At 44.9% G+C, this 13,601-nt stretch carries 11 protein-coding genes and 1 pseudogene; 10 read left to right on the top strand and 2 right to left on the bottom strand.

Annotated elements, in window-relative coordinates; all coding sequences use genetic code 11:
- Window positions 1–161: 161 nt before the first annotated feature.
- The 5 genes from PAV_RS05360 to PAV_RS05340 all read left to right on the top strand — a co-directional run bounded on the left by PAV_RS05360 (window position 162) and on the right by PAV_RS05340 (window position 7,836).
- Window positions 162–1,004: a DNA alkylation repair protein gene (locus tag PAV_RS05360; RefSeq protein ID WP_005544131.1), complete on the top strand. Its 843-nt coding sequence runs from the start codon at window positions 162–164 to the stop codon at window positions 1,002–1,004.
- A gap of 566 nt (window positions 1,005–1,570) precedes the next feature.
- A complete protein-coding gene (locus PAV_RS05355) occupies window positions 1,571–2,788 on the top strand; it encodes an S-layer homology domain-containing protein (protein WP_005544130.1) in 1,218 nt (405 codons plus the stop codon).
- Between the two features lie 22 nt (window positions 2,789–2,810).
- Complete coding sequence (locus PAV_RS05350) at window positions 2,811–6,398, top strand: DUF5704 domain-containing protein (RefSeq protein WP_005544129.1); 3,588 nt, start codon at window positions 2,811–2,813, stop codon at window positions 6,396–6,398.
- Window positions 6,399–6,761: 363 nt separating this feature from the next.
- The gene (locus tag PAV_RS05345) at window positions 6,762–7,175 is read left to right on the top strand and encodes a DUF4870 domain-containing protein (protein WP_040734983.1); all 414 of its coding nucleotides are present in this window, start codon (window positions 6,762–6,764) and stop codon (window positions 7,173–7,175) included.
- On the top strand, window positions 7,111–7,836 hold the full coding sequence (locus PAV_RS05340) for a MerR family transcriptional regulator (protein WP_005544128.1): 726 nt from the start codon (window positions 7,111–7,113) through the stop codon (window positions 7,834–7,836). Before PAV_RS05345 ends, PAV_RS05340 begins: the two co-directional genes overlap by 65 nt.
- A gap of 316 nt (window positions 7,837–8,152) precedes the next feature.
- Here PAV_RS05340 and PAV_RS05335 read toward each other — a convergent pair whose 3' ends face one another.
- The gene (locus PAV_RS05335) at window positions 8,153–8,881 is read right to left on the bottom strand and encodes an endonuclease/exonuclease/phosphatase family protein (RefSeq protein ID WP_005544127.1); all 729 of its coding nucleotides are present in this window, start codon (window positions 8,879–8,881) and stop codon (window positions 8,153–8,155) included.
- 87 nt (window positions 8,882–8,968) lie between these two features.
- Entirely contained in the window at window positions 8,969–9,184 is a 216-nt protein-coding gene (locus PAV_RS34480) for a hypothetical protein (protein ID WP_157266575.1), read from the bottom strand.
- A 115-nt stretch (window positions 9,185–9,299) separates the two neighbouring features.
- On the opposite strand from PAV_RS34480, the gene PAV_RS05330 reads away from it, so the two are divergent.
- The 5 genes and pseudogenes from PAV_RS05330 (at window position 9,300) to PAV_RS35940 (ending at window position 13,594) form a co-directional block, all read left to right on the top strand.
- A complete protein-coding gene (locus PAV_RS05330; protein ID WP_005544126.1) occupies window positions 9,300–10,253 on the top strand; it encodes an ABC transporter permease in 954 nt (317 codons plus the stop codon).
- Window positions 10,243–11,193, top strand: coding sequence for an iron chelate uptake ABC transporter family permease subunit (locus PAV_RS05325; RefSeq protein WP_005544125.1), 951 nt, complete (start codon window positions 10,243–10,245; stop codon window positions 11,191–11,193). The genes PAV_RS05330 and PAV_RS05325 overlap by 11 nt, the downstream gene beginning before the upstream one ends.
- Window positions 11,187–11,945, top strand: a complete 759-nt coding sequence (locus PAV_RS05320; RefSeq protein ID WP_005544124.1) for an iron ABC transporter ATP-binding protein — start codon at window positions 11,187–11,189, stop codon at window positions 11,943–11,945. Before PAV_RS05325 ends, PAV_RS05320 begins: the two co-directional genes overlap by 7 nt.
- A 151-nt stretch (window positions 11,946–12,096) precedes the next feature.
- A pseudogene (locus tag PAV_RS05315) lies at window positions 12,097–13,025 on the top strand (siderophore ABC transporter substrate-binding protein).
- A 212-nt stretch (window positions 13,026–13,237) separates the two neighbouring features.
- Entirely contained in the window at window positions 13,238–13,594 is a 357-nt protein-coding gene (locus PAV_RS35940) for a PAS domain S-box protein (protein WP_005544120.1), read from the top strand.
- Window positions 13,595–13,601 lie beyond the last annotated feature (7 nt).

The raw sequence follows: 13,601 nt of genomic DNA, 5'->3' as shown, positions 1-13,601 counted from the left end.
CTTTTGTAAGGGGCAGTCGTCTTTTTATTTTGATTAGAAGGCAATAAGTCTGGGGAATACATATAGGAGCAATTATGTAGTAACTGTTGAATAGATTACGGAGTTATGGCATCGTATTCATCTTTAACTGTCTATCTGTCTATTTGAAGGAGGAAATGGATTTGGATCGTTCTATTTCGGAAACGATAATTCAGCGAAAAGGTGCATCGAAAGAGGCGAATATTCCGAGTGAAGTTCAGCAGCTCCTTTGCACTGGAGCGATTGAAAGTGTAAATTTAACAGAATGGCTGGCTGTGGATCACGTTATGCTGCTTGAACATGTGCTGCCGGAAATCGACTTAGAAGGCCATCTTCCTAAGCTGCTTATGGAAATAAAAGAAACGGACAGCAGACGCGGCATGAAGGCGATACGTTTGATAGGACAGCGCTTGTGCGATTATTGCGAAAATGAGAATACTCCTGTAGTAGAAACTGAACAATTTCATAGAGTAGCCAATCATCGCTCGGATTCTGTTAGATGCTGGGCTGCCTACATGGCAAGCGGTGATGCACAGTTATCCGTGGAAGAGGCGTTGTCCCGCATTCGTCGTTTCGCGGCGGATCCGCATTTTGGCGTTAGGGAAATTGCATGGATGGCAGTGCGCTCTCATATTGACTCGAATTTATCTGAAGCGATAGCGATTTTGATTGCTTGGGCAACCGATGACGATGCAAATGTACGCCGCTTCGCAACAGAAGCGACAAGACCGAGAGGGGTATGGACGAAGCATATTGAAGCATTGAAGCAAAGCCCATGGCTGGCGCTGCCGTTGCTTGAACCGCTCAAGTCAGATTCGGCTAAGTACGTACAGGATTCGGTCGGCAATTGGCTGAATGATGCGAGCAAGACGAACCCAGAGTGGGTTCAAGAGCTGTGCGATCGTTGGAGCGCAGAATCTAATACGAAGGCAACAGCGCGAATTGTAAGCAAGTCCCTGCGTACCTTGCTGAAGCAGGCCCAGTAAGCGCAAGGGAACTATATCTTATATTTGGCTGATCCGCTGATAACTCTATTAGCTAGATGCCAAATCACTAAAATCCCAGATTTTCTGCCCTATGCTTAGGTGCATGGTTAGGGAATCTCACAATAAATATTCAAAATGGATTGACAGGGATAGGTAAAACAATCTAATATTGTTATTACAATCCGTAAAAATAGTATGACCTTATGGGTCTTAAAGAGCGAAGCACGCTTTTTGCCAATCGGCAATTAGCGTGCTTTTTTGTTTTGTGGTGTGCTCTGCAAGTGAACTGCTGCTAGTGAAGGCAGATGAGTTAGCAAAAGTCAGAAGAGGTGGCCTTTGTGCAAAGGTGTGGGGGGAGGTATAGATCTACTTCTGATTGACTTCGAATAAAGGAGGAGGATAGAATTGGAATAAAATTACGAATTTTGTGTTGAAATCTTACATTTTTCCGATATATATGATATGTTCCATAATTTTCGCACCTTAGAGATTTATACAAGAGAGATAAGAGATGAAGTGGCTCATCCACATAATCAAGCCAAATTTCAGTATAGGAGAAGATACTTATGAAAAAGGTTATACTCTCGACATTGGCGGCAGCCACATTCTTGGCAGGTTATACCGCTGCGCCGGTTAAGGCTGAAGCAGGTGTGGATACCGTTAAAGTCAATTTGAAGGCTGTCTCTACGTTCAAGGATGTGAAGGGTCATTGGGCAGAAAATGTTATCGCTAGGGCACTAGAGTTGAAACTGATAACAGGCTACGAAGACGGAACATTTAAACCAAACGGTCAAATTACTAGAAGTGAATTCGCTTCTATTCTCAGCCGAGCTACAAAGCTTACTGCATCTGCTGGAGAAAATCCATTTACAGACATGAAGGGGCATTGGGCAGAAGCAGCAGTCACGCAGTTGACAGCTCAGGGTTTTATTAAACCTGGTGACTATCCGAATGGATTTAAGCCAAACAGCCAACTGACTCGGTATGAAATGATAAAGTGGATTGCAAACGGTCTTATTGCTTCCAACGAAACGTTTAAACAGGCCTTCGAAGATACCCAGAATACTTTAATCCCCGCACCAGAGGCAATTCGTGGGGAAATTAGCGCTGAAAAGATTCCTTACATTGCACTTGTTCGCGGCACCGGTATTGCTGGCGGCTTCGAGGACGGAACCATAAAACTCCAAAACACGACCACACGAGCTGAAGTAGCTGCGATTCTATTGCGTTATATGGACGTAGAGGGGAAAAGTGCGGATGCCTATCGTGATCTTAATGAGCTGAGAGAAGTCGGAACGACAGGTACGAATGTGATTACCCTTGCAGGTTACAAATACAATCAAGGTAGTTTTGCAGATATAGTTAACACTCCAATAACTCTGTCGAACAAATCAGCGAGACTTAAAGTTAAACATTATATTGTTGTTGATGCTAGAGCAGGTAATTTAAAAGGTGTTTATTCTTCTCTGTTCTATCCCAAAATTGAAAATTATCAAAAAGGACAATTCATAGCTTATGCGGAACTCGATTTTACATCTCTTATCGATAAACCGAGTGTTCTGACCTATAGTCAGGGATTAAAGACACTTCTGATTACTTTTTACAGAATCGCAGATAAAAATTATGTGGATTCAGTTGGTATTGAAACATTCCCACAAAGCACTGCAAACTACTTTAAGAAAAATGAAACGAAATCACTATGGACTACTGGTTTTTTAGACATTAAAGGGAAGTTCAGTATTCGAAATGATAACGGGGGAATTGCATCCTTTCAAAAAGATTAAAATAGATAGTTGGTGAGCATACATGCACAATAGAAAGCGAGGAGCATCCTTTTCCTTCTTTATGTCGCTGGTGATCTTATCTTGCAATGTTTTGGTCAGTAATATCAGTAACAGCATTGTGCAGGCTGCAGACACCTATCCGCCGAAATCTCATACAATTAATGAGACTATCCAAGCTGAACCTGTACCTGGAAACCCGGGAACCTACTGGTACCAATTGGACAACGGGGATTTCAAGGCCGACTATACTGGAGGTTCGGTAACGGTCTCGAATGCAGGTTCATGTAATAATCCTTTTCCTGCGGATGAAAAGGTAGTTCCAGATGATGTAGATCTATCGAAGTACCCGGCTACAGATTGGGGGAATTATCAGGGGTGGCGCATTTCTCCAGATGGAGTCACTGGTAAACATCTAAAGCAAGTTATATGGTCTCCAGCTCCGTCATATGAAGCAGTTGGAGATCCTACAATTACAAGCAGTAGCACAGCTATTCTCCAAACAAAAACTGGGGGATCTAAGCTCCCGACTGATGGACCTACGGAATTCATGAAGCGGCCAAATCGATGTCCAAAGGTAACCGTTATGTATTTAACCCCAGTTCGAATAATTTGGGAAGGGACAATTCATCAAACGAAAGAGATCGATGTAAATCCTGACTCTACAATCAAAATAGGGCAAAAAGTACAAATGGACGCAAGCGTTAAAACCAAAAACTGGGGACAAGATAGTTGGAGCAATGGGGTTTCCGTCGCTTCCAGAGCAGCAGAAACAAGGTGGTACAGTTCAGATTCAGCTATCGTGGAAATTAGCAGTACAGGGGAGATAACCGGCAAAGCACCGGGGAAAGCCAGAGTACGAGCCATTTGGGACAATGGGACATACCGGATCTCAGACACTGCTGAGATTACGGTCACCACCCAACCTGGACTTGTTGTCAATCTGCCAGACGCGTGTACATCTGATACGGCAATTCCAAAGCAAGCTGAAGCGGCTCTAACAAAACCCGATAAAAAAACATATCTATTGAAGAGTCACCCTAAATTAACATGGAGCAGCTCAAACGAAAGTATTGCAAAAATCACGCCGGATGGAAAAATAACGATCACGGGTGTGGAGGGAAACACCAACATAACCGCTCATTTTTATGATCCCACTCAAAATCTTGACGAAACGGATACCAAAACTTTTAAAGTCAAGGATTGCAGTACGAGCGGTGGCGGCAATGACGGGAATGATGGGGGGGGAGGCAGCTGCTCTCCGGTTATTAGCTCTCCTTCGAAAGGAATCGTAAATCACAAAATGGAAATGGAGCCTTCCTTCAGTGGTTTAGTGCATGCCGATGAGCGAGGCAGCGAGCATTTCAATGTTCTAAAAGGCATTCCAACATCAGAGTTCCTTTACGTAAATGTTTTTGGCAGGAACTATCTATTCCAAAACAAGTTTGCCAATATGACGGGCAAGGTTACGTACACGGTTCAGGTAAAAAAGACGTATATTCTCAAATGGACCATACCTGGTTCGCCTGGCGACCCTCCAACACCACCAGTCTCCAAGAGCGATACAGTGACCGTAACCAAAGACATTACAGTCGAAAGACCTTATTCTTATTGGCAAATCGACAATCTTGAAGCGTACAAGATTTCTAAGGCAACGGTTACGAATTATGCGCTTCCGAGTGGAAACGTAACCCTTAATCCAGCAGGATATACGGCGCCGAATCTTACATCTTCCAACAGTGTCCATGTTAACGATCATGTGCAGCCATCTCCTTGTCAATCTATAGATTTGGGAACAGAGACCAAGGATGGAGGTTCATCACGCCCTTCTGTTCCTGATGAAATGAGTGAATTCCGTTCTAGGGCTGAGTCTAGTGTCGGACAAAATAAAGTTCGAAATGATTATGTTGTCTTCAATGGCTCTACAATCATGAACAACGGATGGGTGGATCAATCCGCACCGGCTCCAGGTTCAATTCCTTCTTCTCCTGTAATTGAACGAGATGTATTGTACGGGAAAAACTACATGATCAGCAAAACACTTGTGAATAAGGCCAATACCCCAAGCTCAGGCACAATCTACTACAGTCTCATACCCGGCAATATCAATGGCGGCGGTGACAAGCAATTCCCAATCAACGGCATCAACACCGTAACCGTACATACGCCTGTCGTGAATTACTCGTCGATTACCGACGATCGAGAACATAATCAAAAGACAATACCAAACGATAATCGTGCGGCGTTAATTCTGGATCGGCCTTTTACGATCCGCATACCGACGAGCGGTCAGCATGTAAACGATCCGGGATACGGCAACCGCGACTATGCGAAATATTTCCGTACGAAGCAGGTATGGTTCCCATTCGATGTCTACACAGCAAATCGGGCCGCATTCATTCCGAAAGGTACATGGACAGATATTCCCGTTACCCAACTGGATACGACGTTCTTTCTGCCAGTCTGGGTGGATGAAGGAGATTACACAGTCTTATTTCGAAATGTTGCTGAAAATACACCGGATTCCTTCACGCATCAGCCAACAGCCAACACAGATTGGCAGCATCATGTGGCGACTCACGAAATCGCAGTGGAGGTCATTGGCAGGGTGTATGATTTTCATGTGACGGACATTATGGATTTCAATTGGGAAACCGTGTTCCGCAAGCAGAAAGGAAGCAGTGAGCCGACAGGGAATTCCTATTGGGTCGGAGCGAATGGCATCGATGGCGAAGCTCGAGGCCATGCATTTCCTTACGAGCTGCCTGTGCGCAAAGGCAGTCACCCGGATCCATCCTTCAAGAATGTAGCGGTGAAGACGGGATACGCCTTCAAGTTTGACCTAAAGACAAAGGGAAATATGTTCGGTTCAGGCGATGGCATTCATCTGAAGCCGACATTTTACTTTACGGACAGTAAGGGGCAGAAGCGTCAGGAAGTGGATGTGTACTATCATACAGAGGCAAAAAAATTCATTCGCATTGGTTCGGCAGACGATAAGTTAAAGCGGAGCATGGCGCTGAATGCGCGCCTCCGCAACATACCAGGGCAGCTTATCGCGGATGCCGCGGCTCGTTTTTACGAGCTGTTCGCAAGCAGTATGATGGTGAATCGTCAGGCATATATCGACGCATGGGTAAGAGCGGCGAAAGACCCTACAATGATTGGCAGCTACAGTGACCTGTTCCTGCCGTACAATGTCCGCACGTTACACGGGCCGACAAATGTGCCGTCAGGCGTCTCTGCGGCACGCGCCTATGCATCCATTCAGCAATGGTACGGCGAGTATAATTTGCCTGCCAAGTTGTATATCGTGCCTAAGGGCTTTGATTTATCGAAGCAGTTCAGCTTTAACGATAAGGCCCCGTTCTTCCTGCGCGATGGCTTTCTCATCGTGAACTTCGACATCGAGACCGTTCGTGATGGACAGAAGGGCAGGCCGCATTTGCAATACATCAAGGCTCCGCTAACGAATCAATGGAAGCACGAAGGCTCTCGCTCCCAGTTCACGGATCCGTACGGCGTCACCTTCCAACTGCGTGATGGAGATGTTATGTTCTATCAGGCAGATCAATCGTCTGTAGATGATTTTGGGGTGACCGGCACGCACTAAAGTGCTGCAGTTCGACTAAAATATTTACATCACAAATATACTTGCGGTTAAACAATAACCCGTCATAGAAACTCAGATAACTAGAGTTCATTGCGGGTTATTTGTATTGTAATGTGAAGATGTTTAAGTCTGTTACTCAATCTGGTAATGAGGAATCGGAGCAGTGTGACCAGCGCTGCTGCCAACGGCAGAGATTGTAGCCCCTATGCACCGTCAAGCAGAAGGCAGCCGAACCAAGCGCCCTATTACTTTCAAGCTAGAAGACGGCGATGTTTTGATAATGGCTTGCAGATTAGGGCTTGAACCTCTACTCGCGTCACCTTTTATGCTGTATTTGAGGAATTTAATAGGAAGGTGACAACAATGAATGAGCCAATGAGCAGGCCGACACGCAAAGAAATGGCAATCGTCCAACTGATGCTGGCCATCTCCTTAGTGCTTGGGGTTCTTCCCCCGCTTGTGATGTATTTCGTGACAAGGAAGTCAACATCGTATTATCGTGAAGCTAGCTGCAAAGCACTGAACTTTCACTTGACCATTTTCCCGCTCTTCGTAGCGAGCTATGCTTTGCCGTCGTTGTACAAATACATCCTGCTTATGATCGAGACAATAATTATTTTGTATGCAATGATACAGATTGCTAGAAATAAGGCATACCGTTATCCAGCCATTCCTTACATCAAAAAACAGACAGAATCGAGGCGAGCTTATCATGACTGGCATGCTGACAATCGGACAGTTGGCGGAACGAACAGGAATCACGATTCGAACGCTTAGATATTATGACATAACGCCTAGCGACTACAAGGAAGGCGGGCACAGGCTCTATAATGCGGACGCCCTCAGCCGATTGCAGCAAATTCAGGCTTTGAAGTTTATCGGGTTTTCACTCAAAGACATTGCCGATTTATTAGAGATGCAGCAAGCAGAGCAGCAGTATATTCGGAAGGTGATGGCGTTCAAAAAGAAAGAGCTTCTTGCAGAACAGGAACGAATTCAGCTCATGCTTGACCAATTGGATCATATGGATACAACCATTTGCCATCATCCAATCATTGATTTGCGTCTGTTTTGCTTTATCGTACACTCGATTCTATGGGAGGAAGAGCACATGGAGACGCATAACCTAGGAGGAAATCCAATTCACAATTTTCGCAATGAGGCACGGGCTGAACTGGATCGGAAGTATTTCGCATTGCTCACAGATATGAAACAACTGGTTGCGAGCCAAGCAAGTCCGGATTCGGAGGAAGCGCAGAGGTTCATGCAGCGATTTATGGAGCTGTATGAATATACCATAGCGAAAATCAGTTCCTCATCGGCGGCGAAGGCAGATCCACCAATGGATCACTCTAACATACTCGTTCCATTTACAGAAGAAGAACAGGAATTTCTAAAAGAAGCGTTCCAAGTGATGTCTTGTAACCAAGAGAGTTAGGCTATTTCCATTCCTATGGGGTTCCGGGATCGTCGCTTATTGGGCCTGTCATTGAAGCCGATCATATCAGAGCGCTGATATGTGTGCTTGCCAATGTGGACAAGAAGCGGCTTATGACTTGGCAAACGATTAGTGTTGCGGCTTGGGCAATGGCACAGGGGGGGATGCTCCTCGGCGTTGATTAGTACAATGGCAGCATCTAATGTACATACTTTCGCGGAAATGGGGCTGCTCCTGATGAGAATCCGATCCCTCGGTTCAGCCCCTGTGCAGTGCGCACATTCATAGCGTAACAACAAAAGGTTAGCCGCGCTCCCTATAGCAGCAGCTTGGCGGCAATCGGATAATGATCTGATGCAAGCGATTGAATGACTGTTCTATCATTGCTAAGCTCCAGACAATCATTGACGAAGATGTAATCAAGCATCTCGACTGCATCCCCTGCAGGGAAGGTGTAGGTCTCAAGCTCACCTGCGAAAGCGCTGCGGAATGCTGACGACATTTCGGCAACTTCGATAGAATCCGGATGTGCATTGAAATCTCCTGTCACGATGCACGGTTCTGATTTGCGGCTTGCGATGGAAAGTATTTCTCTCACTTGGGCGACCCGTTCAGGCTGTTCCAATCCCAGATGTGTGTTGTACATATGCAGAATTTCCCCGCCGACATCCAGAACAGCAGCAAGCAGGCTGCGTTGTTCGCTCTCGTCGCTGCTGAGCAGATGGTTTTGATGCGACAGAATCTTGTACTTGCTCAATATCGCTGTCCCATATTCTCTTTGCTGCGTTCGCCCTGGTTCAGGCGCTCGAACCACGTTTGCCCCGTAACACCAGTGCATCCCTAATTGTTCAGCAAGCATCGCGATGGTATCCTCGTAATTACTTCGAGCCGAAAAATAACGGTCGACCTCTTGCAAGCCGATGATGTCCGCCCCGGACGCACTAATCACTCCTGCGATGCGGCTCACATCATATACGTGATCCATTCCTTCACCATGCTGGATGTTATACGACATGACCGTCAACGAAATTTGCGATGTGGACATAGTCTCACCCCTTAATTGCGCCAATCATGACGCCTTTTTTTACAAAACACTTTGCAAAAATAGATATAATAGCAGAATCATCCCCCGCTAAAAACATTGCAAAGAAATCATCGTCGTGAACAACCGCCGTCCTGCTAAATCTGTTCGTGTGAGCGGGTAGGCGGCAGCAATCGTCATCGCTAGATTAATAACTGTTCCTATTATCGTATAAATAAGCGTAATTGCATATCCATTCCAGATTCGGCGCCGAAAAATGAGTTTTACCCATTTTCCATATAATTGTTTGACAGACGGATCAGTCATGTTATAATAACAACTGTCAGTCTAATTGATAATGAATATCATTATTGAAAATGTAAATTGATTCTATCCGCTTACATATCAACTTTCTCACATCGAGAAGAGGTAAGGATGGTCTATGAAAAAGAGATATTTAGCCATCGCGCTTGTCATATTATCAATCGTATCGCTTTTTATTGGTGTTACGGATATTAAGCCGCTTGATCTGCTGAACATGACCGATGAGAAAACGTTAATTTTGCTCAAGAGCAGAATTCCGCGTCTAATCAGTATCATTCTTGCAGGTGTCAGCATGAGTATATGCGGTCTCATCATGCAGCAGCTTAGCCGCAATAAGTTCGTATCGCCAACGACAGCCGGAACACTCGATTCCGCAAGACTTGGAATCCTGGTATCCTTAATGCTCTTCACGACATCGAGCCCGATTGTGAAGATGCTGGTCGCATTCGTTTTCGCATTGCTGGGAACGCTGCTGTTCATGAAGATTCTAGATCGAATCAAGTTTAAGGATACAATCTTCATTCCGCTTGTTGGATTGATGTTTGGGAATATTATCAGCTCGATTTCTACCTTTTTTGCATATAAGTATGATCTGATTCAGAACATGTCCTCCTGGCTGCAGGGTGACTTCTCCATGATTATTACAGGTCGCTACGAGCTGCTGTATATCAGCATTCCGCTCATCATCATTGCGTATCTGTATGCGAACAAATTCACGGTTGCAGGCATGGGTGAGGATTTTTCGAAAAACTTGGGACTGAACTACAAGCGCATCGTCAATATCGGATTAATTCTCGTTGCGCTTGTGACGTGCACGGTCGTACTGACCGTAGGAACGATACCGTTCCTCGGACTGATTATTCCAAATATCGTGTCGATGTACCGTGGTGATAACTTGAAGAACAGTCTGTCGCATACGGCGCTGCTCGGTGCTGTGTTCGTTCTGTTCTGCGATATTTTGGGGCGTATTATCATTTATCCATATGAATTATCGATCAGCTTAACGGTCGGGGTAATAGGAAGCGCCATATTCGTGTACATGTTGATGAGGAGAAGGGCACATGGGTTATAAAGCGAAAACGGGTATTCTGGCTCTCCTGGCACTTGCCTTAATCGGATTGTTTCTATTCTTGAAGCTGGGTGACAACTGGGATTATGTGCTTCCAAAGCGTACGCTGAAGGTGCTGGCGATTGTGCTCACTGGGGCGGCGATTGGATTCGCAACGACCGTATTTCAAACGATTACGAACAACCGGATTTTGACGCCTAGCATACTAGGACTGGATTCGCTATACATGCTCATCCAGACATTTGTTATCTTCATGTTCGGTTCGAAGACATTGATGATGATGAGCAGCAACATGGATTTCTTAATGTCAGTGGGCATCATGGTTATTTTCTCAGGACTCTTATTCCGGTTTATTTTTAAGGGCGAAGGTCAGAATGTATACTTCATGCTTCTCATCGGGATTATATTCGGTACTTTTTTCGGAAGTGTATCTACCTTCATGCAGGTGCTGATTGACCCGAGCGAATTCTTAATTGCCCAGGATAAAATGTTCGCCAGCTTCAATAACGTCAATACGAAGCTGCTGCTTATCGGTGGGATACTGACATTGCTCGTTACGCTCTATTTCCTTAGATTCGTTAAGTATTTAGATGTACTTGCACTCGGAAGAGAGCAGGCGATTAACTTAGGTGTTCCTTATGATTACGTCGTGAGAAGGCTGCTTTTTGTAGTAGCGGTTCTCATCTCCATCTCGACAGCGCTAGTCGGACCGATTACGTTCCTTGGCTTGCTCGTCGTGAACGTTACGTATCAATTTTTGAAGACGTACCGACACAGTTACTTAATTCTAGGTTCCGTGCTTATCAGCATTATTGCACTGGTGGGCGGTCAGCTTATCGTGGAGCGGGTATTTACGTTCTCCACCACGCTAAGCGTCATAATCAATTTCGTCGGTGGCGTCTACTTTATCTATCTTCTATTGAAGGAGAATAAATCATGGTAGAAGTAAGAGGCGTATCCAAACAATACGGTGGCAAAAATGTGGTTGAGAATGTATCAGTTACAATTGCCAAGGGTAAAATCACATCCTTCATCGGTCCAAATGGTGCAGGGAAGAGTACGCTGCTCTCTATCATAAGCAGGCTCATTACGAAGGATTCGGGAGAAGTCCATATCGATGGCAAAGAAGTCAGCGAATGGAACAGCAAGGATCTGGCCAAGAAGATATCCATTCTGAAGCAATCCAATCATGTCAATCTGCGCTTGACCATTCGGGAGCTTGTCTCCTTCGGGCGGTTTCCCTATTCGCAAGGGCGCTTGAATGATGAAGATTGGAAGTACGTAGATGAGGCAATTGAGTACATGGGCCTTTCCGGCATGCAGCACAAGTATCTGGATCAGCTGAGCGGCGGTCAGAAGCAGAGAGCTTACATTGCTATGGTTATCGCACAAAACACGGAGTACATTTTACTGGATGAGCCACTTAACAACCTGGATATGAAGCATTCCGTGCAAATTATGAAAATCCTTCGCAGACTGGTTAACGAAATGGGCAAGACCATCGTGATCGTAATTCATGATATTAACTTCGCATCCTGTTACTCGGACTATATCGTCGCATTAAAAGACGGCAAAGTAGTCAAGGAAGGCTCGACGCAGGATATCATCGATACTAAGGTGCTGCAAGACATTTATGATATGGATATGTGCATTGAATGCATTAACGACAATAAGATTTGTGTGTATTTTGCCTAAGCAAGGCGACATCGGTTACACCGTTCGGTAATGTTGCAATGCAGCATGCATCTGTGCAGCAACGCGATATTAACGGCGAAAATATATAAGGTTCAAAATATGTTGTAGAGGTGAAAAAAGTGAAAAAACAGTATTAATCCTACTCATTGCCATGATGGCAACGCTGGTTGCAGCATGTGGTTCCAATAAGTCAGACAGCAGCAATGGTTCGGCATCTACGGGAACAGAAGCGAATCAAGCAGCGGAAGAAATTCTTGTTAAGCATGAGCTTGGCGAAACGAAAGTGAAGAAAAACCCTTCCAAGGTCGTTGTATTCAGCTACGGCGTTGTGGATACTTTGGACAAATTGGGTGTTGAAATCGCAGCCTTGCCGAAGGCGAGCCTGCCTCCTTACTTGAAAAAATACGAAGATGCGAAATATGTGAATGCAGGCGGCTTGAAGGAGCCGGATTTCGAAGCGATTCATGGTATGAAGCCCGACCTGATTATCATTGCAGGACGTCAAGCAAAATCGTATGATCAGTTCTCTGAAATCGCACCAACGATTTATATGGACGTTGATACGAAACGCTACATGGATTCTTTCAAAGAAAACACACAAACATTGGGCAAAATATTCAACAAGGAATCTGAAGTTCAAGCAGAGCTGACCAAGATTGAAGAGTCCGTTAAGGCTTTGAACGAAAAAGCGAAAGCTGCGAACAAGAACGGACTTATAATTCTGGCGAATGACGGAAAAATTAGTGCTTACGGTGCAGGTTCCCGCTTTGGTATCATTCATGATGTATTCGGGGTTACGCCTGTAGATACGAACATTAAAGCATCTACGCATGGTGATCCAGTATCCTTTGAATATATTGTTGAAAAAATCCAGACTACTTGTTCGTTGTTGACCGCGGTGCAGTTGTCGGCGGTGAATCGTCTGCGAAGCAAGTCGTTGAAAATGATCTTGTGAGAAGTACGAAGGCATATAAAGAAGGCCATATTGTTTACTTGGATCCGAACTACTGGTACTTGTCCGGCGGCGGTCTCATTTCTGTAGAGGAAATGGTGAAGGAAGTAGACGGAGCAATGAAATAATTCAGTTCTGCTGCGAAACAAGAGCATGAATTGAACCAAAGTGCATGAGACGTGCGAATGTTGCGCATGTTCTCGTGCACTTTTTTTATTTCCCACAACAGCGAAGCGGACAGAAAGCTTTGGCAAGATTTTAATTGATGCTGGCCGGAAGGGAGATTTATAATGATTATTGGGTATATGTGGAAGTGATAATGAATTGGAGGGGAGATTACATGCATTTGGAGCAAATTGATCTGTTCGATTTGGCTTTTAATAATGCATCGATCGGGATGGCAATCGTGTCGCTGGAGGGGAAATTTATGAAAGCAAATCACTCCTTATGCGAAATGATTGGCTATGAAGAACGTGAACTGCTCTCTCTGGACTATATGCATATTACCCATCCAGACGATCTGGAAGAGAGTATTATACATATTCAACGACTGCTGGACAAGCAGATCCCATCTTTTCATATTGAGAAGCGCTACATAGGCAAGTCTGGAGAAGTCATATGGATGCTCTTAACCGTATCGCTTGTTCATGATCAGTGCGGCAAGCCGCTTTTCTTTTTTCTCAGTTTCAAAATATAACGTCGTG

This window comes from Paenibacillus alvei DSM 29 (genome assembly GCF_000293805.1).
GTDB lineage: Bacteria > Bacillota > Bacilli > Paenibacillales > Paenibacillaceae > Paenibacillus_B > Paenibacillus_B alvei.
This window is presented reverse-complemented; position numbering and strand designations above follow the sequence as displayed.